This is a genomic window from Novosphingobium sp. (assembly GCF_965214355.1).
In the GTDB taxonomy this organism is placed as follows: Bacteria; Pseudomonadota; Alphaproteobacteria; order Sphingomonadales; family Sphingomonadaceae; genus Novosphingobium.
Genome location: NZ_CBDCBI010000002.1, coordinates 1,677,024 through 1,699,992 on the forward strand (window position 1 = coordinate 1,677,024; position 22,969 = coordinate 1,699,992).

At 63.3% G+C, this 22,969-nt stretch carries 23 protein-coding genes; 20 read left to right on the forward strand and 3 right to left on the reverse strand.

Features of this window, described 5'->3' with window-relative positions:
- Nucleotides 1-6 precede the first annotated feature (6 nt).
- On the forward strand, nucleotides 7-1,416 hold the full coding sequence (locus ACOOE2_RS08160; protein ID WP_420382517.1) for an NAD(P)H-dependent flavin oxidoreductase: 1,410 nt from the start codon (nucleotides 7-9) through the stop codon (nucleotides 1,414-1,416).
- Between the two features lie 30 nt (nucleotides 1,417-1,446).
- Here the strand turns inward: ACOOE2_RS08160 and ACOOE2_RS08165 are convergent, their stop codons facing one another.
- Together ACOOE2_RS08165 and ACOOE2_RS08170 are read right to left on the reverse strand one after the other, a co-directional pair.
- Nucleotides 1,447-2,790, reverse strand: a complete 1,344-nt coding sequence (locus ACOOE2_RS08165) for an ammonium transporter (RefSeq protein WP_420382518.1) — start codon at nucleotides 2,788-2,790, stop codon at nucleotides 1,447-1,449.
- 14 nt (nucleotides 2,791-2,804) lie between these two features.
- Nucleotides 2,805-3,827, reverse strand: coding sequence for a 2-hydroxyacid dehydrogenase (locus ACOOE2_RS08170; protein WP_420382519.1), 1,023 nt, complete (start codon nucleotides 3,825-3,827; stop codon nucleotides 2,805-2,807).
- Nucleotides 3,828-3,942: 115 nt separating this feature from the next.
- Between ACOOE2_RS08170 and ACOOE2_RS08175 the strand changes: the two genes are divergently transcribed.
- Nucleotides 3,943-4,428: an SH3 domain-containing protein gene (locus tag ACOOE2_RS08175; protein ID WP_420382520.1), complete on the forward strand. Its 486-nt coding sequence runs from the start codon at nucleotides 3,943-3,945 to the stop codon at nucleotides 4,426-4,428.
- A gap of 200 nt (nucleotides 4,429-4,628) precedes the next feature.
- Here ACOOE2_RS08175 and ACOOE2_RS08180 read toward each other — a convergent pair whose 3' ends face one another.
- Nucleotides 4,629-5,825, reverse strand: a complete 1,197-nt coding sequence (locus ACOOE2_RS08180; protein ID WP_420382521.1) for an acetyl-CoA C-acyltransferase — start codon at nucleotides 5,823-5,825, stop codon at nucleotides 4,629-4,631.
- 269 nt (nucleotides 5,826-6,094) lie between these two features.
- Here ACOOE2_RS08180 and ACOOE2_RS08185 point away from each other — a divergent pair, with 269 nt between their 5' ends.
- The 18 genes from ACOOE2_RS08185 to ACOOE2_RS08270 all read left to right on the forward strand — a co-directional run bounded on the left by ACOOE2_RS08185 (nucleotide 6,095) and on the right by ACOOE2_RS08270 (nucleotide 22,917).
- Complete coding sequence (locus ACOOE2_RS08185; RefSeq protein WP_420382522.1) at nucleotides 6,095-6,481, forward strand: NADH-quinone oxidoreductase subunit A; 387 nt, start codon at nucleotides 6,095-6,097, stop codon at nucleotides 6,479-6,481.
- Between the two features lie 8 nt (nucleotides 6,482-6,489).
- On the forward strand, nucleotides 6,490-7,044 hold the full coding sequence (locus tag ACOOE2_RS08190; RefSeq protein ID WP_420382523.1) for a NuoB/complex I 20 kDa subunit family protein: 555 nt from the start codon (nucleotides 6,490-6,492) through the stop codon (nucleotides 7,042-7,044).
- 10 nt (nucleotides 7,045-7,054) lie between these two features.
- Complete coding sequence (locus ACOOE2_RS08195) at nucleotides 7,055-7,744, forward strand: NADH-quinone oxidoreductase subunit C (RefSeq protein WP_420382524.1); 690 nt, start codon at nucleotides 7,055-7,057, stop codon at nucleotides 7,742-7,744.
- Nucleotides 7,741-8,952: an NADH-quinone oxidoreductase subunit D gene (locus tag ACOOE2_RS08200; RefSeq protein WP_420382525.1), complete on the forward strand. Its 1,212-nt coding sequence runs from the start codon at nucleotides 7,741-7,743 to the stop codon at nucleotides 8,950-8,952. The genes ACOOE2_RS08195 and ACOOE2_RS08200 overlap by 4 nt, the downstream gene beginning before the upstream one ends.
- The gene (locus ACOOE2_RS08205; protein ID WP_420382526.1) at nucleotides 8,949-9,155 is read left to right on the forward strand and encodes a hypothetical protein; all 207 of its coding nucleotides are present in this window, start codon (nucleotides 8,949-8,951) and stop codon (nucleotides 9,153-9,155) included. Before ACOOE2_RS08200 ends, ACOOE2_RS08205 begins: the two co-directional genes overlap by 4 nt.
- 36 nt (nucleotides 9,156-9,191) lie before the next feature.
- Nucleotides 9,192-9,860, forward strand: coding sequence for a complex I 24 kDa subunit family protein (locus ACOOE2_RS08210; RefSeq protein WP_420382527.1), 669 nt, complete (start codon nucleotides 9,192-9,194; stop codon nucleotides 9,858-9,860).
- Between the two features lie 174 nt (nucleotides 9,861-10,034).
- Complete coding sequence (nuoF, locus tag ACOOE2_RS08215) at nucleotides 10,035-11,327, forward strand: NADH-quinone oxidoreductase subunit NuoF (protein WP_420382528.1); 1,293 nt, start codon at nucleotides 10,035-10,037, stop codon at nucleotides 11,325-11,327.
- Complete coding sequence (nuoG, locus tag ACOOE2_RS08220; RefSeq protein WP_420382529.1) at nucleotides 11,327-13,333, forward strand: NADH-quinone oxidoreductase subunit NuoG; 2,007 nt, start codon at nucleotides 11,327-11,329, stop codon at nucleotides 13,331-13,333. The genes nuoF and nuoG overlap by 1 nt, the downstream gene beginning before the upstream one ends.
- Nucleotides 13,330-14,376: an NADH-quinone oxidoreductase subunit NuoH gene (gene nuoH / locus ACOOE2_RS08225; RefSeq protein WP_420382530.1), complete on the forward strand. Its 1,047-nt coding sequence runs from the start codon at nucleotides 13,330-13,332 to the stop codon at nucleotides 14,374-14,376. The genes nuoG and nuoH overlap by 4 nt, the downstream gene beginning before the upstream one ends.
- On the forward strand, nucleotides 14,373-14,834 hold the full coding sequence (locus tag ACOOE2_RS08230) for a hypothetical protein (RefSeq protein WP_420382531.1): 462 nt from the start codon (nucleotides 14,373-14,375) through the stop codon (nucleotides 14,832-14,834). Before nuoH ends, ACOOE2_RS08230 begins: the two co-directional genes overlap by 4 nt.
- Nucleotide 14,835: 1 nt before the next feature.
- On the forward strand, nucleotides 14,836-15,321 hold the full coding sequence (gene nuoI / locus ACOOE2_RS08235; RefSeq protein WP_420382532.1) for an NADH-quinone oxidoreductase subunit NuoI: 486 nt from the start codon (nucleotides 14,836-14,838) through the stop codon (nucleotides 15,319-15,321).
- Between the two features lie 9 nt (nucleotides 15,322-15,330).
- Entirely contained in the window at nucleotides 15,331-15,948 is a 618-nt protein-coding gene (locus ACOOE2_RS08240) for an NADH-quinone oxidoreductase subunit J (RefSeq protein WP_420382533.1), read from the forward strand.
- Complete coding sequence (nuoK, locus tag ACOOE2_RS08245; protein WP_420382534.1) at nucleotides 15,945-16,250, forward strand: NADH-quinone oxidoreductase subunit NuoK; 306 nt, start codon at nucleotides 15,945-15,947, stop codon at nucleotides 16,248-16,250. Before ACOOE2_RS08240 ends, nuoK begins: the two co-directional genes overlap by 4 nt.
- A gap of 8 nt (nucleotides 16,251-16,258) precedes the next feature.
- On the forward strand, nucleotides 16,259-18,310 hold the full coding sequence (nuoL, locus tag ACOOE2_RS08250; protein WP_420382535.1) for an NADH-quinone oxidoreductase subunit L: 2,052 nt from the start codon (nucleotides 16,259-16,261) through the stop codon (nucleotides 18,308-18,310).
- The gene (locus ACOOE2_RS08255) at nucleotides 18,307-19,842 is read left to right on the forward strand and encodes an NADH-quinone oxidoreductase subunit M (protein ID WP_420382536.1); all 1,536 of its coding nucleotides are present in this window, start codon (nucleotides 18,307-18,309) and stop codon (nucleotides 19,840-19,842) included. The genes nuoL and ACOOE2_RS08255 overlap by 4 nt, the downstream gene beginning before the upstream one ends.
- Nucleotides 19,842-21,308 carry an NADH-quinone oxidoreductase subunit NuoN gene (gene nuoN / locus ACOOE2_RS08260; RefSeq protein ID WP_420382537.1) on the forward strand — a complete coding sequence of 489 codons (1,467 nt, stop codon included), beginning with the start codon at nucleotides 19,842-19,844 and terminating at the stop codon, nucleotides 21,306-21,308. Before ACOOE2_RS08255 ends, nuoN begins: the two co-directional genes overlap by 1 nt.
- Nucleotides 21,305-22,138, forward strand: a complete 834-nt coding sequence (locus tag ACOOE2_RS08265; protein WP_420382538.1) for a biotin--[acetyl-CoA-carboxylase] ligase — start codon at nucleotides 21,305-21,307, stop codon at nucleotides 22,136-22,138. The genes nuoN and ACOOE2_RS08265 overlap by 4 nt, the downstream gene beginning before the upstream one ends.
- Nucleotides 22,138-22,917 (forward strand): type III pantothenate kinase, encoded by a 780-nt coding sequence (locus tag ACOOE2_RS08270; RefSeq protein WP_420382539.1) that lies wholly within the window; start codon nucleotides 22,138-22,140, stop codon nucleotides 22,915-22,917. Before ACOOE2_RS08265 ends, ACOOE2_RS08270 begins: the two co-directional genes overlap by 1 nt.
- Nucleotides 22,918-22,969 lie beyond the last annotated feature (52 nt).

The following is a 22,969-nucleotide window of genomic DNA, read 5'->3' on the forward strand; positions in this document are numbered from 1 at the left end:
TGTGATATGTCTGTTTTCAAAGCTTTGAAGCCGATCCTCTATGGTGGACGCGAAGTCTGGCCGTTGATCGAGGGGGGCAAGGGGGTTGCCGCCAGCAATCACGCCAGTTCGGGCGCCTGGGCGGCGGCCGGCGGGATCGGCACGGTCAGTGCGGTCAATGCCGACAGCTATGACCCGACGGGCAAGATCGTGCCGCAGCTCTATCCACAGCTGACCCGGCGCGAACGCCACGAACAGCTGATCCAGTACGCGATCGACGGCGCGGTCGAACAGGTGCGCCGCGCATACGAGATTTCGAACGGACAGGGCGCGATCAATATCAACGTCTTGTGGGAAATGGGCGGCGCGCAGCCGGTCCTGGAAGGCGTTCTCGAAGCGACGCGCGGGATGGTCACCGGCGTGACGTGCGGTGCGGGCATGCCATACAAGCTGGCCGAAATCGCCGAGCGGTTCGATGTCCAGTACCTGCCAATCGTATCGTCGGGCCGCGCCTTTCGCGCGCTGTGGAAACGCGCCTATCACAAGGTCGCGCATCTGATGGCAGCGGTGGTCTATGAAGACCCGTGGCTTGCCGGCGGGCACAACGGTTTGTCCAATGCCGAAGATCCGCGCAGGCCGGAAGACCCGTACCCGCGCGTGAAAGCCTTGCGCGATATCATGCGCATCGAGGGCGTGGCCGACAGCGTGCCGATCATCATGGCCGGCGGCGTATGGTGCCTGCGCGAATGGAACGACTGGATCGACAATCCCGAATTGGGCGCGATCGCATTCCAGTTCGGCACGCGGCCGCTGCTGACCGAGGAAAGCCCGATCCCCCAGGGGTGGAAAGACCGTTTGCGCACGATCGAGCCGGGCGATGTGCTGCTCCACAAGTTTTCGCCGACAGGGTTCTATTCGTCGGCGGTGCACAATCCGTTCTTGCGCAGCCTGGAGGCGCGCAGCCATCGCCAGGTGCCGTATTCGAAGGTTGCGGCAGGTGAACACACCGTGCAGCTGGATGTCGGCGTGCGCGGCAAGAATTTCTGGGTGACGCCGACCGATCTGGCGCATGCCCGCGAATGGGCCGCCAGCGGGTTCGAAACCGCGCTGCGCACGCCCGACGATACCGTGGTGTTCGTCAGCGCCGCAGAGCGGGACACGATCCGCAAGGACCAGGCCGATTGCATGGGTTGCCTGTCGCATTGCGGGTTTTCGTCATGGAAGGACCATGACGATTATTCGACCGGTCGCCTGGCCGATCCGCGCAGTTTCTGCATCCAGAAAACGCTGCAGGACATCGCGCACGGCGGCGATCTGGATAACAACCTGATGTTCGCCGGTCACGCCGCGTACCGGTTCAAGCAGGACCCGTTCTATTCGAACAATTTCACCCCGACGGTGAAGCAACTGGTCGACCGGATTTTGACCGGCGATTAAACAACCCTCCCCGGCACGGGCAGGGGAACATTATGCGGTTTCTTCGGCTTCGCTGATGCGCATCGGCACGACCATCGCGACCATCAGCGCGACGATCGCGGTGCCGATCGCGGCCCATCCGGCGATGACACCGGCGCCGATCGCCTGGGCAACCACCTGGCGCATCGGTGTCATGCCCGGCGCATAGCCTGTGCCACCCAGCGTACCGGCGATCAGCGGCGCGGCGAGCAAGGCGCCGGCGAGACCGGCAATGCCGTGGACCGCGACCAGGTCGACGGCATCGTCGATACCGCTGTACCGGATCAGGCGCGCGGCAAGCCATGCCACCACCGCGCCGACGAGCCCTGCCACCATGGCCGAGCCCGGCGCAATTGCGTTCACTGCGGCGCTCGATGCGACAATCCCCGCCAATGCACCGCGCGCCAAGGCAAAACCATGCGCTTTGCCGCCGGTTATCGCATCGGCCAGCAACCAGACGAGCGCGCCTGCGGCCGCGGCGAGTTGCGCATTGACGAGCGCGGTCGCAGCGTCGTCGCTGGCGGCAAGCGTTGCCCCCGCCGTCAGCGCCAGCAGCGCGGCCCACACCATGCCCGTGCCGGCAAACGCCAGCCCGGACGATCCACCATGCGCGTCGTCGGCGCGCGCCCGGCGCCCGATCAGCAATGTGATCACCAGCGCCGAAATCCCGGCGCTGGTATGCACGACCAGTGCGCCGCCGAAATCGACCGTGCCCAACCGAGTGGCGAGCCAGCCGCCGCCCCACACCCAGTGCGCGACCGGCGCATAGACGATCAGGCTCCATAGCCCGGCAAAGGGCACGGCCCAGGCGATATTGCCGCGCTCGGCCCAGGCCCCGGTCAGCAGGGCCGCCGCCAGAATGGCAAACCCCAGTTGCAACAGCACGAAGGCGACTTCGGGCACCGCACTGGCGCCGCGCACGTTTCCGAGATCGTTCAGCATCCACGCATTGCCGCTGCCCAGCCAACCGCTGGTGACGTTGCCGAATCCGAGCGTATAGCCGACCATGACCCACAACAGCGTGACGACCGCAGCAATCGCGCCGACTTGCGTTGCAGTCGCACCAAACGCCCGCGCGCGCAGCCGGGCGCCGTGATGCAGCGCGATGCCGGGCAGGATCATGGCAAGTCCGAGCAGAGCCATGGCGATGACGAAGGCGGTGTCGCCGCTGTCGGTCACACCGATGGCATCGGGAACGCCATCGGCGGCCTGCGCCTGCGCCAGGCCCGGCAACAGCAGCAGTGCCGCGCCCGCGCAAACGCGCTGTGCCAACCCGAAAATGCCCGAAACCCGCATGACCGCCCCTGATACGCTGCTGCCCGAAGGCGCTGTTCCGGCCGGGTATGCCCCGAACATCGTTAACAAAACTGCTATAGCCAGCCGTCCAGCACCTGATCGGGCGGGCGGTGGCCATCGACCCAGAAGCGGATGTTGGCGATGACCTTGTCGCCCGAGGCGAGGCGGCCTTCGACCGTGGCGCTGCCCATGTGCGGCAGGATCGCGACATTGTGATGATCGCGCAGCCGCGCATCGACCATCGGTTCGTGTTCGAACACATCGAGCCCGGCGCCCCCGAGATGGCCCGACACAAGCGCCGCGATCATCGCCTCTTCCTCGACGATTTTGCCGCGCGCGGTGTTGATGACAAAGGCGCCGGGCTTCATCAGCGCGATCCGCCGGGCGTCGATCAGGTGGTGCGTGTCGGGCGTGGCCGGGCAATGCAGCGTCAGGATGTCGGCCGAGGCCAGCAGCGTGTCGAGATCGGGCTCATAGCGTGCGCCCAGCATCATCTCCAGCGCATCGGGCAACCGGTGCCGGTTGTGATACACCACCGCGAGGCCAAAGGCGCGTGCACGATGCGCCACCGCCTGGCCGATACGGCCCATGCCGACGATCCCGAGCACCCGGCCGCCCAGCCGCGCGCCCAGCATTGTCGACGGCGACCAGCCCTGCCATTGCCCGCTGCGCAACACGCGCCCGCCGTAATTCATCCGCCGCGCGACCGACAGGATCAGCGCCAGCGTCATGTCGGCGGTATCGTCGGTAAACACGCCCGGCGTGTTGGTGACGACGATCTTTCTGGCACGCGCGGCGCGCAAGTCGACATGATCGATGCCCACGCCGAAGTTGGCGATCAGGCGCAGACGCGGGCCGGCCGCAGCGATCAGGTCGGCATCGATCGTATCGGTCACCGTAGGTACCAGCACATCGGCATCGGCCATTGCGGCGGTCAGCTCGGCCCGCGACAGCGCGTGATCGTCGCGATTGACCACGACATCGAACAGTTCGGCCATCCGTGCCTCGGTTTCGGGCAGCAAGCGGCGCGTGACGACGACACGCGGTTTGCCAATGACACGGCGGGTTTCGATTGGATGGGTCGGGGCGCGGGTCATGCGACAGGGCTAGGCTGGCTTGGGGGCAGGGGTCAATACAATCTCCACCGAATGCGACACACGGCGGCCTTGCCCCGCGCGCATGATGTTGTATCGCAAGCCCATGCGGTTACGGATGAGACGTGTCTTCGGTTTGGCGGCGCTGCCTGCGCTCATGGTGAGCGCGGCCGCAATTCCCGTCGCGCATGCCGCCGATACCGACGCCGTGCCGTACTGGGTGTCGCTGCGCAACAGCCAGACCAACATGCGAGTCGGCCCCGGGCGCGATTATCGGATCAACTGGATCTACGGCCGCGTCGGCCTGCCGCTGAAGGTCCTGCGCGAAATGGGCGGCTGGGTCCTCGTCGAGGATCCCGATGGCGCGCGCGGATGGATGCTGACGCAATTCGTGTCGCGCAAGGCGCATACCGCGATCGTGCAGGGCGCGATCATCGAAATTCATCCGAATAACGACGGTTCGGGCCCGATCATGTGGCGTGCCGAGCCCGGCGTGATCGCGCGCATGATCGGCGATTGCACCGGACAATGGTGCAAAGTGGACATCGACGGCCGCCAGGGCTTTGCCCCTGCGGCATCGCTGTGGGGCGCGGCGAAACCGTAAAATCCTCCCCGGAACGGGGAGGGGGACCACGCGAAGCCGTGGTGGAGGGGCGGTGCCCCACGGGATTCGTCGCGATGATACAGTAGGCGCCATCCCCACGCGCGGGGGTGCGTTGCCGAGTGACGACGAGGACGGAGCGCAATGAGGCACCGCCCCTCCACCACGCTTCGCGCGGTCCCCCTCCCCGTTTCGGGGAGGATTTAGACCAGCTCAACCGCAATCGCGGTCGCTTCGCCGCCGCCGATGCACAGGCTGGCCACACCCTTTTTCAACCCGCGCGCTTTCAGTGCGCCGATCAGCGTGGTGATGATGCGCGCGCCCGATGCGCCGATCGGATGGCCCAGCGCGGTCGCGCCGCCGTTGACGTTGATCTTGTCGTGGGGGATGCCCAGATCGTGCATCGCAAACATGGCGACGCAGGCAAAAGCTTCGTTGATCTCGAACAGGTCGACATCGCCGATCGACCAGCCGGCCTTGGCCAGCAGGTGCCGGATCGCGCCGACAGGGGCCGTGGTGAAATCCTTTGGCGCCTGCGAATGCGCGGCGACCGCGATCACGGTGGCGACCGGGCTCAGCCCGGCAGCAGCCGCAACCGACTGCCGTGTCAGCACCAGCGCAGCCGCGCCGTCCGAAATCGATGACGACGTCGCAGCGGTGATCGTGCCGTCCTTGGCAAAGGCGGGCTTCAGCGCGGGGATCTTGTCGGGCTTGCTCTTGCCCGGTGCTTCGTCGGTATCGACCACGGTTTCGCCGCTGCGCGATGTGACTGTGACCGGCGCGATCTCTCCGGCAAAGCGGCCCTCGGCAATCGCGCTTTGCGCGCGGCGCAACGATTCGAGCGTATAGCTGTCCTGTGCCTCGCGGGTCAGCTGGTATGCGTTGGCGGTATCCTGCGCAAATGTGCCCATCGCGCGGCCCGGTTCATAAGCGTCTTCGAGCCCGTCGAGGAACATGTGATCATAGGCGGTGTCATGGCCGATGCGCGCGCCCGAGCGATGCTTTTTCAGCAGATACGGCGCGTTGGTCATCGATTCCATGCCGCCCGACACGACATAGTCGATCGAACCCGACGCCAGCGCCTCGGCGCCCATGATCACCGTCTGCATGCCCGAACCGCAGACCTTGTTGACCGTTGTCGCCTGCACGGATGTCGGCAGGCCGGCCTTGATCGCGGCCTGGCGCGCGGGCGCCTGGCCCAGCCCTGCGGGCAGGACGCAGCCCATGTAGATGCGATCGAACTTGTCACCCGCCACGCCCGAGCGTTCGACCGCCGCCCTGACCGCCGTCGCGCCAAGATCAGTGGCGGACATATCGGCCAGCGCGCCCTGCATCGCGCCCATCGGCGTGCGCGCGTACGACAGGATGACGACCGGATCTGCGGCGGAAAACTGGGCCATGATGATACATCCTGTGCTTGGGCGATTAGATTGCTCGATTGGCATCTAGGGAGGCGCGGGCGCCTTTGCAATTCGGCGCCGGGGTTGCGGCTGCGAAAATTGTTGCATTGCGGCAAAGATGATTGGGCGCGACGGGAGCACGTCCCCCATGCGGGCCGTGTCATGCCCAAAAAGGATGATGATCAAGGGCAATATGCATTGGCTACCACTTGCGCGGGCGGCGAGGCAGGACTAGGGGCCGGGGCAGAGACTTCAAAAGGCGCCCCCCCTTGGTCGACCAAACATCCTATCTGGCGGGTTACCTGCCAATCCTCATCTTTCTGGGCATTGCGCTTGCGCTGTCCTCGGCGTTCGTGTTCCTGCCGATGGGTGCGGCGCGGCTGACCGGCACGCACAATCCCGATCCGGAAAAGCTGTCGGAGTACGAATGCGGCTTTCCCGCGTTCGAGGATCCGCGCAGCCAGTTCGACGTGCGGTTCTACCTCGTCGCAATCCTGTTCATCATCTTCGATCTGGAGGCGGCGTTCCTGTTTCCGTGGGCGGTCAGCCTGAAGCAGACGCAGTGGACCGGCTGGACCACGATGATGCTGTTCCTGTTCGAATTGATCATCGGCTTTATCTACGCCTGGAAAAAAGGGGCGTTGGACTGGGAATGACCGATATGATGTCAACGCCGCTCATGCCTGCCAATCCTGCCACGGCGGGACAGGGGATCGTCGCGCCGAACGCCGCGTACTTCGACAGCGTGAATGCCGAAGTGTCGGACAAGGGCTTTTTGCTCACATCGACCGAGGATCTGTTCCAGTGGGCGCGTACCGGCTCGCTGTGGTGGATGACGTTCGGCCTGGCGTGCTGTGCGGTCGAGATGATCCATGTGAACATGCCGCGCTATGACATGGAACGCTTTGGCGCCGCGCCGCGCGCATCCCCGCGCCAGTCCGACGTGATGATCGTGGCGGGCACGCTGTGCAACAAGATGGCACCGGCGCTGCGCAAGGTCTATGACCAGATGTCCGATCCGAAATACGTGATTTCGATGGGCAGCTGCGCCAATGGCGGCGGCTATTATCACTACAGCTATTCGGTGGTGCGCGGGTGCGATCGCATCGTGCCGGTCGATATCTATGTGCCCGGTTGCCCGCCCTCGGCCGAAGCCCTGCTGTATGGCGTGATGCAGTTGCAGCGCAAGATCCGCCGCTCCGGCACGCTGGCGCGCTGAGGACATAGCCATGGCAACTGTGCTCCATTCCGCGCCAAGATACGCTTCGTTCGATGGCGTGCTCGATGCGCTGCTCGTCCGGCTGGGCGGGCATGTGCTCGCCAGCCGCGAGGAACATGGCGAGATCGTGATCGACGTCGCGCGCGACCAGGTCGAACATGTGCTGCGCACGTTGCGCGATGACGAGCAGTTCCAGCAGCTGATGGATATTGCCGGCGTCGACTACCCCGATCGCGCCGAGCGATTCGAAGTCGTCTATTGCCTGCTGTCGGTCACGCGCAATCTGCGCCTGATCGTCAAGGTATCGACCGATGAGGCGACGCCGGTGCCGACGGTGACGACGCTGTGGCCCAATGCCGGCTGGTACGAGCGCGAAGTCTACGACATGTTCGGCGTGCTGTTTGCCGGCAATCCCGATCTTCGCCGAATCCTGACCGACTATGGGTTCCAGGGGCATCCGTTCCGCAAGGATTTCCCGCTGACCGGCTATGTCGAGCTGCGCTATTCGGAAGAAGACAAGCGCGTGGTCTATGAGCCGGTGCGGCTGGCGCAGGATTTCCGCCAGTTCGATTATACCAGCCCGTGGGAAGGCGCGAACTACGTGCTGCCCGGCGATGAAAAGGCCGGCACGGATGCGAACCGCCAGGCCCCGGCTCCGCCAGTGCCGCCTGCGCAGACGACAGGAGCGCCCAAGCCATGAGCTTTTCGCTTGAGCAGTCGCCGACCACCGGCGACGAAGTCATCAGCAACTACACGATCAATTTCGGCCCGCAGCATCCGGCCGCGCACGGCGTGTTGCGCATGGTCATGGAACTCGATGGCGAGATCATCGAACGGATCGATCCGCATGTCGGCCTGCTGCACCGCGGCACCGAGAAACTGATCGAGCACAAGACGTATTTGCAGGCGTTGCCGTATTTCGACCGGCTCGATTACTGCTCGCCGCTGGCCATGGAATATTCCTATGTGCTCGCGATCGAGAAGATGCTCAATCTGGCGGTGCCGATCCGCGCACAATATCTGCGTGTGCTGTTTGCCGAGCTGACGCGCATCTGCAATCACATGCTCAACCTGGGCAGCCATGTGATGGACGTCGGTGCAATGACGCCGAACCTGTGGCTGTTCGAAATCCGCGAGGACTGCCTGACGTTCTTCGAACGCGCATCGGGCGCGCGGATGCATTCGGCCTGGTTCCGCCCGGGCGGGGTGCATCAGGATGTGCCGCTCAAGCTGCTGACCGACATCGCCGACTGGCTCGACACGCGCCTGCCGGATCTGTTCGAAGACGCGATGAGCCTGGTTGTCGACAACCGCATTTTCAAACAGCGCAATGTCGATATCGCGCTGGTCAGCCGTGAAGACGCCCTCGCGTGGGGTTTTTCGGGCCCGATGATCCGTGCCGCGGGCATCCCGTGGGATCTGCGCAAGTCGCAGCCGTACGATGTCTATGACCGGATGGATTTCGAAGTGCCGGTGGGCACGCGCTCGGATTGCTACGACCGGTTCATGGTCCGCGTCGAGGAAGTGCGCCAGTCGGCGCGCATCATGAAGCAGTGCCTGGCGGAAATGCCCGATGGGCCGATTGCGTCGGACGATCGCAAGGTCGTGCCGCCCAAGCGCGGCGAAATGAAAAGCTCGATGGAATCGCTGATCCATCACTTCAAGCTGTATACCGAAGGCTTTCACGTGCCGGCGGGCGAAGTCTATGTCGCGACCGAAAGCCCCAAGGGCGAATTCGGCGTCTATCTGGTCAGCGATGGCACCAACAAGCCGTACCGCTGCAAGATCCGGCCGACGGCGTTTTCGCACCTGCAGGCGATGGATTTCATGTCGAAAGGCCACATGTTGCCCGATGCGACCGCAATCCTGGGCGCGATCGACGTGGTGTTCGGGGAGTGTGACCGGTGACGGGCCCGTCGCGTAGCGAGATCCTGCGCCAGGTGTCGATCGCCGCGTGCATCGTCGGGCTGGCCACCGCCACGGTCTATTTCCTTGCGCGGTGGAAGGGCATTCCCGTGCCGCAATGGATGCCGATGCTGATCGCCATGATGGGCGGGTATGAACTGGTGCAATGGGCGCAGGCACTGTGGCTCAAGCGGGCAGGGCGGTGACCGTGACTGCATATTTTATCGAGGATATTGCCTGAGATGGCCAATCGTCATCCCGAACCCGACAGTCCTGAGCTGCGCGCGCGCTGGGGCCAGTTCGCCTGGACGCAAGGCAATGCAACGCTGGCACAGGACATCATCGCGCGCTATCCCGCCGGGCGCCAGCGCAGCGCGGTGATGCCGCTGCTCGATCTGGCGCAGCGCCAGGTCGGCGCGGAAGAAAACACGCAAGGCTGGCTGCCGCTGCCGGTAATCGAATTCGTCGCGAAAGAGCTGGCAATGCCGGTGATGCGCGTGCTCGAAGTCGCGACATTCTACACGATGTACAACATCGCGCCGATCGGCCGGTTTCACGTGCAGGTGTGCGGCACGACGCCGTGCATGCTGCGCGGGTCTGACGACATCATGGCCGCGTGCAAGGCGCGCGGCATGAGCAAGGGCCACACCACGCCCGACGGACTGTTTTCGCTGACCGAAGTCGAATGCATGGGCAATTGCGCTTCGGCGCCGATGGTGCAGATCAACGACGACAATTACGAAGACCTGACGCCCGACCGGCTTGATTTCGTGCTGAACGAACTCGCCGCCGGGCGTCAGCCGAAGACCGGGACGCAGGACCCGGCGCGCCATACGGTCGAACCGGTCGGCGCCCCGACCAACCTGGCCGCGATGGTGACCGAAAATCACGATTATCGAGGGGAGTGGTAACGTGACCGCTCGCTTCACCTCTTTCCCCACACCCGCTCGTGCTGAGCCTGTCGAGGCAGGCGCGCAGGGTGTGGGCTGGGCGCTCGGAGCCGCACCACGCCCACGGTTAGGGCGTGGCCTTCGACAGGCTCAGGCTGAGCGGGTCTTGTTTGAAATTACTGCGGGAGGTGGACTGTGAGTCTCCAGGACAAAGACCGCATCTTTACCAACGTCTATGGCTATCAGCCATGGAACCTGCCTGCTGCGCAGAAACGCGGTGACTGGGACAACACCAAGGCGCTGATCGAGCTCGGCCGCGACACGATCATTCAGACGATGAAGGATTCGGGGTTGCGCGGGCGCGGTGGCGCAGGCTTTCCGACCGGCATGAAATGGTCGTTCATGCCCAAGGAATCGAAGGACGGCCGTCCCAGCTTCCTGGTGATCAACGCCGACGAATCGGAACCCGGTTCGTGCAAGGACCGCGAGATCATCCGCCACGATCCGCACAAGCTGATCGAAGGCGCGCTGGTCGCGGGCTTCGCGATGGGCGCGCGCGCGGCGTATATCTACATCCGCGGCGAATATATCCGTGAGGCCGAGACGCTGTTTGCCGCCGTGCGCGAAGCGTATGACGCCGGGCTGATCGGCAAGAACGCCAGCCAGTCAGGCTATGATTTCGATGTCTTCGTCCATCGCGGCGCGGGCGCCTACATCTGCGGTGAAGAGACCGCGATGCTCGAAAGCCTGGAAGGCAAGAAGGGCCAGCCGCGCCTGAAACCGCCGTTTCCGGCGGGCGCGGGGCTGTATGGCTGCCCCACGACGGTCAACAATGTCGAATCGATCGCGGTGGCGCCGACGATCCTGCGGCGCGGCGCCGCATGGTTTTCGTCGTTCGGCGCGGCCAACAACAAGGGCACGAAGCTCTTCCAGATCTCGGGCCATGTCGAGCGCCCGTGCGTGGTCGAGGAAGAGATGTCGATCCCGTTCCGCGAGCTGATCGAGCGGCATTGCGGCGGCATTCGCGGCGGGTGGGACAATCTGCTGGCGGTCATCCCCGGCGGATCGTCGGTGCCGCTGGTGCCGGCGCATGACATTATCGATGCGCCGATGGATTTCGACGGGCTGCGCGCGGTCGGTTCGGGTCTTGGCACCGCGGCAGTGATCGTCATGGACAAGTCGACCGACATCGTGCGCGCGATCGCGCGGCTGTCGCATTTCTACATGCATGAAAGCTGCGGCCAGTGCACGCCGTGCCGCGAAGGCACCGGCTGGATGTGGCGCGTGATGGAACGGATGCGCACCGGCGACGCGCATATCGAGGAAATCGACATGCTGTACAACGTCACCAAGCAGGTCGAGGGCCACACGATCTGCGCGCTGGGCGATGCCGCGGCCTGGCCGATCCAGGGCCTAATCAAGCATTTCCGCCCCGAGATGGAACGCCGCATCCACGAGAATGCTTCGCTTAAAGAGGCTGCCGAATAATGCCCAAGCTCAAAGTAGACGGCGTCGAACTCGAAGTCCCGGCAGGCGCGACGATCCTGCAGGCGTGCGAACTGGCGGGCAAGGAAATCCCCCGGTTCTGCTATCACGAGCGGCTGTCGATCGCCGGCAACTGCCGGATGTGCCTGGTCGAAGTGAAGCCCGGCCCGCCCAAGCCGCAGGCGTCGTGCGCGCTGCCCGCGGCCGAAGGCCAGGAAATCCGCACCGACAGCGAAATGGTCAAGAAGGCGCGTGAAGGGGTGATGGAGTTCTTGCTCATCAACCACCCGCTCGATTGCCCGATCTGCGACCAGGGCGGCGAATGCGATCTGCAGGACCAGTCGGTCGCCTATGGCCGGGGTGGCTCGCGCTATCACGAGGACAAGCGCGCGGTTACGCAAAAGACGATGGGGCCGTTGATCAAGACGATCATGACCCGCTGCATCCATTGCACGCGCTGCGTCCGCTTCAGCGAGGAAGTCGCCGGAGTCGATGAAATCGGCGCGCTGTATCGCGGCGAAGGCATGGAAATCACGACGTATCTGGAACAGGCGGCCAAGCACGAGCTGTCGGCCAATGTGATCGACCTGTGCCCGGTCGGCGCGCTGACCAGCCGGCCTTATGCGTTCGAAGCACGTCCGTGGGAATTGAAGAAGACGCTGGGCATCGACGTGTCCGACGCAATCGGCGCGAATATCCGCATCGATTCGCGCGGGCGCGAAGTGCTGCGCGTCCTGCCGCGCGTCAACGATGACGTGAACGAGGAATGGCTGGCGGATCGCGGGCGCTATCTGGTCGACGGCCTAACGCGGCGCCGGCTCGACCGCCCGTGGCTGCGCGTTGATAACACATTGCAGCCGGTGACGTGGGGCGAGGCGCTGGCCGCCGTGGGCAGGATCAATCCGGGTTCGTCTGTCGCGGTGGTTGCGGGCGATATGGTCGATTGCGAAACGCAATTTGCCGCCGCAACGCTGGCCAGGGCACTCGGCTCGACATTGCTCGAAGGGCGCCAGACCGGTCTGGCGTATGACACGAGCAACCTAACAGCGGTCGCGTTCAACACGACGCTGGCGGGAATCGAAAACGCCGATGCGATCCTGATCTACGGCAGCCATGTGCGTGACGAAGCGCCGCTGCTGAACCCGCGCCTGCGCAAGGCGGTCAAGAAGGGCGCGAAAGTCTGGATCATCGGGCCCTGGTGGGAGCCGACGTATCCGGCCACGCATCTGGGCGATGACGCGGGTGCGATCGGCAGCTTGCCCGATGACATGGCCGACGTGTTTGCCAAGGCGCAACGCCCGGCGATCATCATTGGCGGCGGCGCGCTGGCCAAAGGTGGCCTCGCCACCGGACTGGCATTTGCCGAAACCTACAATCTGGTGCGCGACGGTTGGAACGGCTTCAACGTGCTGCACTTTGCCGCCGCGCGGATGGGCGGGCTGATGCTGGGCTATGCGCAAGCCGGCGGCATTGCCGATCTGGTCGATGCGAAGCCGAAAGTGCTGATTTCGCTTGGCGCGGATGAGGTGGATTTCACCCGATTTGCCGGTTCGATGATCGTGCACATCGGGCATCACGGCGACAAGGCGGCGCATGTCGCCGATGTCATTTTGCCAGCCGCCGCGTTCACCGAAAAGGACGGCACTTACGTCAACACCGAAGGCCGCGTGCAGTATGGCGAAAAGGCCGTGTTTGCGCCGGGTGACGCGCGCGAGGACTGGGCGATCATCCGCGCGCTGGCCGATGCGCTGAACGTGTCGGTCGGGTTCGACAGCTTTGCCGAACTGCGCGCGGCGATGGTCGCGGCGGTGCCGGCGCTGGGTGTCGAAGGCCTTGCCGATTATGGCGCCTTGCCCGCCGTACCTGCTGGCGCGAGCGCCTCGGGCGTGATCGGCTACGCGGTCAAGGACCGGTACCTGACCAACGCGATCGGCCGCGCCAGCCCGACGCTGCAACGCTGTTCGGCCGAACTGATTCACGGCGAGATCCTGGCGGAGGCCGCAGAATGACGCCGTTTTTCCTCTGGACCGGCCTGCCGTTCGCATGGGCCTGGGGCATTGCCACGGTCCTTGAAATCCTGCTGATCGCGTTTCCGGTCATGCTGGCGGTCGCGATGGTGATCTATGCCGATCGCAAGATATGGGCGGCAATGGCGCTGCGCAAAGGGCCGAACGTGGTCGGGCCGTTCGGCCTGCTGCAATCGTTCGCCGACGGGCTGAAAGTCTTCCTGCAGGAAACGATCATTCCGGCAGCGGCGAACAAGGCGCTGTTCCTGATCGCGCCGATCATCACCTTTACCGTCGCGCTGCTTGGCTGGGCAGTGATGCCGTTTGCGCATGGCGCGATCCTGGGCGATATCAATGTCGGGCTGTTGTATATCCTGGCGATGTCGTCGCTCGGGGTTTACGGCATCGTGATTGCCGGCTGGGCGTCGAATTCTAAATACCCGTTCTTTTCCGCGATGCGCGCCGCCGCGCAGATGATTTCCTACGAAGTCTCGATCGGGTTCATCCTGATCTGTGTCGTGTTGTGGGCGGGCAGTTTCAACCTGGGCGCGATTGTCGAGGCGCAGCGCGGGTTCGGCTTTGGCATCATCAACGGTTTCTGGTGCAGCCCGCTGATGTTCCCGGTCTGGGTGATGTTCCTGATCTCGTCGATGGCGGAGACGCAACGCGCGCCGTTCGACATGACCGAGGCCGAAAGCGAGCTCGTCGCCGGGTACCAGACCGAATATTCGTCGATGTCGTTCGCGCTGTACTGGCTGGGCGAATACGCCAACGTGCTGCTGATGTGCGCGCTCAATGCGACGCTGTTCTGGGGCGGATATCTGCCGCCGCTCAACTGGGCGCCGCTGTATATCATTCCCGCCTTCCTCTGGCTGGTGCTGAAAATCGCGTTCGGGTTTTTCGTGTTCAGCTGGGTCAAGGCGACGGTGCCGCGGTACCGCTATGATCAGCTGATGCGCCTGGGCTGGAAAATCTTCCTGCCACTCTCGCTGCTGTTCGTCTTCCTGATCAGCGGCTACCTGATGCTGACGGGGCATTTCGCATGAGCACGCAGAGTTCGTTGCGGAAAATTGCGGCCATTGCGATATGCGTTGCGATGGCGTCGTATCCGGCATTGGCGACGACTACCAAGGGGCTGCCAAGTTTTTATTGTTACGATGCTGCAGTTGAAACTGCGCCAGCAGAATTCAAGTTCAGCAAAATTCAACTCGGAGATAAGGACGTCTGGCAGGTTACGCTGTCAGACGGGCACACGTATGCGACGGACCGCCTGCCCAGAACCGATCCACCGCCGGTTGGAACGGGCGAAGCATTCGGGTGGGAAGGCGCAGGCGGTAATCGGAAGGTCGCAGTTGTGGATTTCTCTGATGTCATTGATGCATCCGGCCCGAAAATGGCAACCCTTCTGCTGCTCGCCAAAGATGCTCCAAATGGTAAAAAGTACCAATGCATTCCGTCTGTTATAGCCCTTGGCTTCAAGGGCAAAGATCGGCCAGGATTTTAACATGACCGTCGCCCATCTGATCAAGAGCTTCACGCTGTGGGAGTTTTTGAAGGCGCATTGGCTGACCTTGAAGTACTTCTTCAAGCCCAAGGCGACGATCAACTACCCCTACGAGAAAAGCCCGATTTCTCCGCGTTTTCGTGGCGAACATGTGCTGCGCCGCTATCCCAATGGCGAGGAACGCTGCATCGCGTGCAAGCTGTGCGAAGCGGTGTGCCCCGCGCAGGCGATCACGATCGAATCCGAACCGCGCGAAGACGGCAGCCGCCGCACCACGCGCTACGACATCGACATGACCAAGTGCATCTTCTGCGGTTTCTGCCAGGAAGCCTGCCCGGTCGATGCGGTCGTCGAAGGGCCGAACTTTGAATATGCCACCGAAACCCGCGAAGAACTGCTGTATGACAAAGCCAAGCTGCTCGCCAATGGCGACAAGTGGGAGCGAGCGATCGCTGCCAACCTCGAAGCCGATGCACCGTACCGGTAAGGGCAACCCATGATCCAGGCCATCGCCTTTTACCTGTTCGCCACGCTGATGATCACATCGGGCGCGGTCACGATCCTCGCACGCAATCCCGTGCATTCGGTGCTGTGGCTGATCCTGGCGTTCTTCAACGCCGCCGGGCTGATGGTGCTGGTCGGCGCCGAGTTCATCGCGATGCTGCTGATCATCGTCTATGTCGGCGCGGTCGCGGTGCTGTTCCTGTTTGTCGTGATGATGCTCAACATCGATTTCGCGGCGTTTCGCGCGGGGTTCATCCGCAATGCGCCGTTGGGCGCTGTGCTGGGCGTGGTGCTGTTCGTCGAGCTGTTCATCGGCATCCTGGTGCGCAGCGGCGGGGATATGGCGCTGGGTAACGCGGCAGCCGCTTCGGCGACGCCTGCGGGCCTGTCGAACACGGCGGCGATCGGCGCGCTGTTGTACACGCGGTATCTGTTTGAATTCGAAGCGGCCGGCATGATCCTGCTGGTCGCAATGATCGGCGCGATCGTGTTGACCCACCGCCAGCGCACCGGCGTGCGCGGGCAGAATGTGTCGCACCAGATCGCGCGGCGGCCACAGGACGCCACGGTCAATGTGAAACCCGAAATCGGCAAGGGGGTCACGCTGTGATCGGTATCGGCCACTATGTCACTGTCAGCGCGATCATGTTCGTGCTGGGCGTGCTGGGCATTTTTCTCAATCGCAAGAACGTCATCATCATCCTGATGGCCATCGAGTTGATCCTGTTGTCGGTGAACCTCAATCTCGTGGCGTTTTCGGCCTATCTGCATGACCTGGTCGGGCAGATTTTCGCGATGTTCGTGCTGACCGTTGCAGCGGGTGAAGCGGCGATCGGCCTGGCCATTCTCGTGATCTATTTCCGCGACCGTGGCACGATCGCGGTCGACGATGTCAATCGGATGAAGGGCTGAGTATCCAGATGTCTCCCATCCTGATCATCGTATTCGCGCCGCTGTTTGCGGCGATTGTCGGCGGCCTTGGCAACAAGACGTTCGGTTTCCTGCCGACCAAGCTGATCACCACCGGTTCGCTGTTCCTGGCATGTGCGCTGTCGTGGCCGATTTTCGTGTCGTTTCTGACCGGCCACGCCGAGCCGAGCGTGACGCCGGTGCTGCACTGGGTGAAATCGGGCAATCTCGATTTCGAGTGGGCGTTGCGCGTCGATACGCTGACCGCGGTCATGCTGGTCGTCGTGACCAGCGTTTCGGCTCTCGTGCACACTTACTCATGGGGCTACATGAGCGAGGACCCTGATCAGCCGCGCTTTTTCGCGTATCTGTCGCTGTTCACGTTCGCGATGCTGATGCTGGTGACCGCGAACAACCTGGTGCAGATGTTCTTCGGCTGGGAAGGCGTCGGGCTTGCCTCGTACCTGCTGATCGGGTTCTGGTTCCGCAAACCGAGCGCCAATGCCGCCGCGATGAAGGCGTTCGTGGTCAACCGCGTCGGCGATCTGGGCTTCATGCTCGGAATTTTCGGCGTGTACCTGGTGTTCGGCACCGTCTCGATCCCCGAAATCCTGCACAATGCGCCGGGCCTGGCCGGATCGACGATCGGCTTCCTCGGGTTCCGCTTTGAAACCGCGACCGTGCTGTGCATCCTGCTGTTCATCGGCGCGATGGGCAAATCGGCGCAATTGGGGCTGCACACCTGGCTGCCCGACGCGATGGAAGGCCCGACTCCGGTTTCCGCGCTGATCCATGCGGCGACGATGGTCACCGCCGGCGTGTTCATGGTGTGCCGCCTGTCGCCGCTGTTCGAACAGAGCCAGACTGCCCAGCATTTCGTCACGATCGTCGGCGCTGCGACCTGTTTCTTCGCCGCCACGATCGGCACGACTCAGACCGATATCAAGCGCGTGATCGCCTATTCGACCTGTTCGCAGCTGGGCTACATGTTCTTTGCCGCAGGCGTCGGCGCTTATGGCGCAGCGATGTTCCATCTGTTCACACACGCGTTCTTCAAGGCGCTGCTGTTCCTGGGCGCCGGCTCGGTGATCCATGCGATGCACCATGAGCAGGACATGCGCTATTATGGCGGCCTGTGGAAAAAGATCCCGCTGACGTTTGCGGTCATGGTTGCCGGCACCCTGGCGATCACCGGGGTCGGTATCGACGGCGTGTTCGGGTTCGCCGGGTTCTATTCGAAAGATGCGATCCTGGAGGCAGCGTATGCGCGTGGCGGCGAAACCGGCGGCTTTGCCTTTGCCATGGGCATTGTCGCGGCGTTGCTGACCAGCTTCTATTCGTGGCGCCTGATCTTCCTGACGTTCTTCGGCAAACCGCGCTGGGATCTGTCGGAGCATATCCAGCACGCGGTGCATGACGCGCATGGCCATGACGCAATCGTTCACGATGATCACGCGCACGCGCATGATGCCCACGGTCATCATGCGGTCGTTGACGGCACGGCGGGCTATTATCCGCACGAAAGCCCGCTGAACATGACCCTGCCACTGGTCATCTTGGCGATCGGCGCGGTGTTTGCCGGCTTCGTGTTCGCGCCGTGGTTCCTCAGCGAAGGCACCGGCGAATTCTGGAAGGGCGCGCTGGTGTTCAACGAGAGCCTGCTGTCCGGGATGGAGCATGTGCCGTTCTGGGTGAAGCAGGCCCCGTTCATCGTCATGCTGATCGGCTTGCTGATCGCGATCTACGGCTACCTGATCAACACGGCATTCCCCGCCGCGTTCGTCGGACAGTTCGGGTTCCTCTACCGCTTCTTGTTCAACAAGTGGTATTTCGACGAGCTGTATGCCGCGATCTTCGTCCGTCCTGCCGTGTGGCTGGGCCGGGTGTTCTGGAAAGTGGGCGATGTCGGCATCATCGACCGGTTCGGTCCGAACGGCGCCGCCTGGGTGGTTGCGCGCGCCAGCCGGGGGGCGGTCAAGCTCCAGTCCGGATACCTTTATAGTTATGCGCTGGTCATGCTCGTCGGCCTTGTCGGCGCGATCAGCTGGGTGATTGCACGATGACCGGCTTTCCAATCCTTTCGCTGATGTTGCTGGTGCCGCTCGTCGGCGCGGTGGCCTGCGTCAAGGCCAGCCGCGAACTGGCGCGCACGATCGCGCTGGGCACGACGCTGGTGAATTTCGCGCTCGGCGTGGTGCTGTGGCTGAATTACGATGTCGGCGGTGCGCAGTGGCAGTTCCAGGAACATGCCGACCTGTTTGCCGGATTTTCGTGGAAACTCGGTATCGACGGCATCGCGCTGGTGCTGCTCGAACTCACCGTGTTCCTGATGCCGGTTTGCATCGGCGCCAGCTGGAATTCGATCGAGAAGCGCGCCGGCGAATATTACGCGGCGTTTCTCGCGATGGAAACGCTGATGATCGGCGTGTTCACCGCGCAGGATCTGTTCCTGTTCTACATCATGTTCGAGGCCGGCCTGATTCCGATGTATCTGATCATCGGGGTGTGGGGCGGGGCGGAGCGGATCTACGCCAGCTACAAATTCTTTCTCTACACGCTGCTCGGCTCGGTGCTGATGCTGATCGCGATGTTCTGGATGGTCAATGTTGCCGGCACGACCGACATCCCGACGCTGATGCAGTTCGACTTTCCGCCGCAGGCGCAAACCTGGCTGTTCCTGGCGTTCTTTGCCAGCTTTGCGGTCAAGATGCCGATGTGGCCGGTGCACACCTGGCTGCCCGATGCGCACGTGCAGGCGCCGACCGGGGGCTCGGTCATTCTGGCGGGCGTGCTGCTGAAAATGGGCGGTTATGGCTTTATCCGGTTTTCGCTGCCGATGTTCCCCGTTGCGTCGGCGTATTTCGCGCCGATGATCTGGGGCCTGTCGATGATTGCGGTGGTGGTGACCTCGCTGATCGCGCTAGTGCAGACCGACATGAAAAAGCTGATCGCCTATTCGTCGGTCGCCCACATGGCGATCGTCACGATCGGGCTGTTTGCATTCAACCGCCAGGGTCTCGAAGGCTCGATGATCGTCATGCTCAGCCATGGGCTGGTTTCGGGCGCGCTGTTCATGATGGTGGGCGTGATCTACGACCGGCTGCATACGCGTGACATCGCGCGCTACGGCGGCCTTGCGATCAACATGCCGTATTATGCGCTGTTTTTCCTGCTGTTTACGATGGCCTCGATCGGGCTGCCGGGCACGAGCGGGTTCGTCGGTGAATTCCTGTCGCTGCTGGGGGTCTACCAAGTGTCGAGCTGGGTCTCGCTGGTTGCGACGACCGGCATCATCCTGGGCGCGGCGTATATGCTGTACCTCTATGCCCGCGTGGTGTTCGGCGTGCAGAAAAATGCCGATGCCGCCGCGATGCCCGATCTCGATATGCGCGAATGGGCGATGGTCGTGCCGCTGGCCGCTGCCGTGTTGTGGATGGGGATTTACCCCGAATCGTTCCTGGCGCCGATGCGCAAGGATATCGGGGTCGTCGAGGCGCGTGTCGCGATCGCGAAGCCCAAAGGAGATGCCCAGGTGAGGACGGCTTCGCACGCGATCGCTCGGACTGCGGGCCAAAATGCCGTGGAGCCGCGCTGATGAATTTCGTCAATTCCCTGATCGCGGTTTCTGCCGAAGAACTGCTGAGCGGCGCCAGTCTCGTGCTGTTGCTGGTCGCGGCGTGGGGCGGGGACAAGGCCGGCCGCGCGATCTCGATCGCGGCGTTTGCCGTGCTCGTCGGCGCCGCCGCGATTGCGGTCCCCGCGCTGGTGGGCAGCCTTGGTGGTACGGCGTCGATGGCCTTCGATGGCCATATCCGCCTCGATGCCTTTGCTTCCTTTGCCAAATTGCTGATCTACCTGGGCGCCGGGTTTACGTTGATCATCGCACCGGGCTTTTTTGACCGCGAGGGTGGTCTGCGCGCAGAATTTCCGTTGCTGGTGCTGCTTGCCGCGCTCGGCATGGGCATCATGGTTTCGGCCAACAACATGCTCACGCTGTATCTGGGGCTCGAACTGAACAGCCTGGCGGCGTATGTGCTCGCTGCGATCCTGCGCTCGAACGGGCGTTCGGCGGAAGCGGGCCTGAAATACTTCGTGCTCGGCTCGCTCGCGTCGGGCATCCTGCTTTACGGGATCAGCCTGACGTACGGGTTTACCGGCACGACCTCGTTCGACGGTATCCGCGCGGCGCTCGGTGCCGGGCCCATGTCGATCGGCGCGACGTTCGGGCTGGTGTTCGTGCTGTCGGGGCTGGCGTTCAAGGTCAGCGCGGCACCGTTCCACATGTGGACGCCCGACGTGTACGAGGGCGCACCGACGCCGGTAACCGCGTTCTTTGCCACCGCGCCCAAAGTTGCGGCGCTGGCCTTGCTGATGCGTGTCAGCCTGGGCGCGTTTGGCGCGCAGCCGGGCGCGTGGCAGCAGATCGTGATCTTTGCCTCGCTACTGTCGATCGTGATCGGCGCGCTGGGTGCGATCGGACAGGACAGCATCAAGCGCCTGCTCGCGTATTCGTCGATCAACAACGTCGGCTACATGCTGATCGGTCTGGCTGCGGGTACGGCTGCGGGCGCATCGGCGATGCTGGTGTACCTGGTGATCTATGTCGTCACGACAGTCGCAGCATTTGTGGTGGTGCTGGCCCTGCGGGATGCGGACGGCAATGCAATCGAATCGATTCCCGATCTGGGCGGATTGTCGCGCACGCGGCCTGGCCTGGCCTTTGCAATGGCGTCAGTCATGTTCGGGCTTGCCGGCATCCCGCCGTTGTTCGGATTTTACGGCAAGTTCGTGGTGTTTCAGGCAGCGGTTCAGGCGCATCTGATGGTCCTGGCCGTGCTGGGCTATGTCGCTTCGGTGATTGGCGCATTCTATTACCTGAAGGTCGTGAAAGTGCTGTATTTCGACGATGCCACCGACAAGGTGCACGGGCAAAACCCGTTTGCCAATGGTGCGTTGCTGATCGCTTCGAGCCTGTTTCTGTCACCGCTGGGCTATGTCCTGACGCCCTGGCTCAGCGGCCTTGCCAGCAACGCCGCTGCTGCGTTGTTCCGCCTCACTTGATCGAAACTGTCGCCGAAACCGCTTCGACCAACAGCGCGCAGCTTGCGCGACTAGGGCAGGGCGAAGCGATCGGCGAGGGCACCTGGCTCATCGCCGATCGCCAGACGGCCGGACGCGGTCGCGCTGGGCGGGCATGGAGCGATGGCCATGGCAATTTCATGGGATCCACCGTCGCGCAATTGCGCGCCGGGGATCCGCCAGCGCCGACATTGTCGCTGGTTGCAGGGGTCGCGCTGCACCGGGCGATTTGCGCGGCGGCCCACTTCTTCCCCCCTCCCCTTCAGGGGGGCCGGGGGTGGGGCCTCTCGGCTGCATTCCACGTCGCACGGACCTCGGCGAGTGGGGAGAGGCCCCACCCCAACCCCTCCCCTGAAGGGGAGGGGCTTGATGGCCTGCAGCTTAAATGGCCGAATGACGTGCTGGTCGATGGTGCAAAGCTGGCCGGTATCCTGCTGGAACGCCATGACAGCACTGTCGTCGTAGGTATGGGCGTCAATCTGGCGCAGGCGCCCGAGTTGCCCGACCGGCCTACGGTGTCGCTGGCGGCGCTGGGCTGCAACATCACGCGCGACGACTTTGCAAACATGCTGGCCGAACAATGGCACGCCGCACTGGCGCAATGGCATGACCATGGCTGGCCGTCCTTGCGCGAGGAATGGCTGTCGCGCGCGCATCCGCGCGGTACGCTGCTGCAAGTCCATGACAGCGATGCCGGCATGATCATCGGTGCCTTTGCCGGGCTCGACCGCGATGGCGCGGCGCTTCTGCGCTTGGCGGATGGCGAACAGCGTGCGATCCACGCCGGCGACATGGAACTGGTGAGGGACTGATGCTGCTGGCGATTGATGTTGGAAACACCAATGTCGTCTTTGCGCTGATCGACGGGCGCGCCATTCTCGGGCGGTGGCGTATTGCCACCGATCCCCGGCGCACGGCCGACGAATACGCGGTGTGGCTGCTGCAACTGTTGCAGTTTCAGGGCTATTCGCCCGCACAGGTTACACGGGTGATCGTGTCGACCGTGGTGCCACGCGCGCTGCACAACATCCAGGTGCTGTCGAACAAGTACTTTCACCACGATGCCTGGATTGCGGGCAATGCGCCGGTCGAATGGGACATGCGCATCGACATCGAACAGCCGCGCTCGCTGGGCGCCGACCGCGCGGTCAATGCGATTGCCGCGCATGCGCGGTTTGGGGGTGATCTGGTGGTGGTCGATTTCGGCACCGCGACCACGTTCGACGTGATCGACGCCGATGGCACGTACAAGGGCGGGATCATCGCGCCGGGGATCAACCTTTCGCTCGAGGCGCTGGTCAATGCCGCCGCTCGCCTGCCGCGCATCGCGATCGAGCCGCCGCGCAACAATGGCAGCGTCATCGGGCGCAATACCGAAGATGCCATGCATATCGGCGTGTTCTGGGGTTATGTCGCGATGATGGAAGGGCTGATTGCGCGCATGCGCACCGAGATTGGCCGCCCGGTTACAGTGGTTGCCACCGGTGGGCTCGCAGTGTTGTTTCATGACCACACGACGATATTTGATCATGTCGAGACCGACCTGACGATCGAAGGGCTTGCGCTGCTGGCCGAACGGGTCAAGGACTGAATGTGATTTAGTAAGCCGCTCCCCTTCAGGGTAGGGGTTGGGGTGGGGCCTC

What these genes read in the sequence shown, in the direction of transcription:
- ACOOE2_RS08160 (WP_420382517.1), top strand. Translation starts at nt 7, where the DNA reads ATGTCTGTTTTCAAAGCTTTGAAGCCGATCCTCTATGGTGGACGCGAA.
- ACOOE2_RS08165 (WP_420382518.1), bottom strand. Translation starts at nt 2,790, where the DNA reads ATGTTCGGGGCATACCCGGCCGGAACAGCGCCTTCGGGCAGCAGCGTA.
- ACOOE2_RS08170 (WP_420382519.1), bottom strand. Translation starts at nt 3,827, where the DNA reads ATGACCCGCGCCCCGACCCATCCAATCGAAACCCGCCGTGTCATTGGC.
- ACOOE2_RS08175 (WP_420382520.1), top strand. Translation starts at nt 3,943, where the DNA reads ATGAGACGTGTCTTCGGTTTGGCGGCGCTGCCTGCGCTCATGGTGAGC.
- ACOOE2_RS08180 (WP_420382521.1), bottom strand. Translation starts at nt 5,825, where the DNA reads ATGGCCCAGTTTTCCGCCGCAGATCCGGTCGTCATCCTGTCGTACGCG.
- ACOOE2_RS08190 (WP_420382523.1), top strand. Translation starts at nt 6,490, where the DNA reads ATGTCAACGCCGCTCATGCCTGCCAATCCTGCCACGGCGGGACAGGGG.
- ACOOE2_RS08195 (WP_420382524.1), top strand. Translation starts at nt 7,055, where the DNA reads ATGGCAACTGTGCTCCATTCCGCGCCAAGATACGCTTCGTTCGATGGC.
- ACOOE2_RS08200 (WP_420382525.1), top strand. Translation starts at nt 7,741, where the DNA reads ATGAGCTTTTCGCTTGAGCAGTCGCCGACCACCGGCGACGAAGTCATC.
- ACOOE2_RS08210 (WP_420382527.1), top strand. Translation starts at nt 9,192, where the DNA reads ATGGCCAATCGTCATCCCGAACCCGACAGTCCTGAGCTGCGCGCGCGC.
- nuoG (WP_420382529.1), top strand. Translation starts at nt 11,327, where the DNA reads ATGCCCAAGCTCAAAGTAGACGGCGTCGAACTCGAAGTCCCGGCAGGC.
- nuoH (WP_420382530.1), top strand. Translation starts at nt 13,330, where the DNA reads ATGACGCCGTTTTTCCTCTGGACCGGCCTGCCGTTCGCATGGGCCTGG.
- ACOOE2_RS08230 (WP_420382531.1), top strand. Translation starts at nt 14,373, where the DNA reads ATGAGCACGCAGAGTTCGTTGCGGAAAATTGCGGCCATTGCGATATGC.
- nuoI (WP_420382532.1), top strand. Translation starts at nt 14,836, where the DNA reads ATGACCGTCGCCCATCTGATCAAGAGCTTCACGCTGTGGGAGTTTTTG.
- ACOOE2_RS08240 (WP_420382533.1), top strand. Translation starts at nt 15,331, where the DNA reads ATGATCCAGGCCATCGCCTTTTACCTGTTCGCCACGCTGATGATCACA.
- nuoL (WP_420382535.1), top strand. Translation starts at nt 16,259, where the DNA reads ATGTCTCCCATCCTGATCATCGTATTCGCGCCGCTGTTTGCGGCGATT.
- ACOOE2_RS08255 (WP_420382536.1), top strand. Translation starts at nt 18,307, where the DNA reads ATGACCGGCTTTCCAATCCTTTCGCTGATGTTGCTGGTGCCGCTCGTC.
- nuoN (WP_420382537.1), top strand. Translation starts at nt 19,842, where the DNA reads ATGAATTTCGTCAATTCCCTGATCGCGGTTTCTGCCGAAGAACTGCTG.
- ACOOE2_RS08270 (WP_420382539.1), top strand. Translation starts at nt 22,138, where the DNA reads ATGCTGCTGGCGATTGATGTTGGAAACACCAATGTCGTCTTTGCGCTG.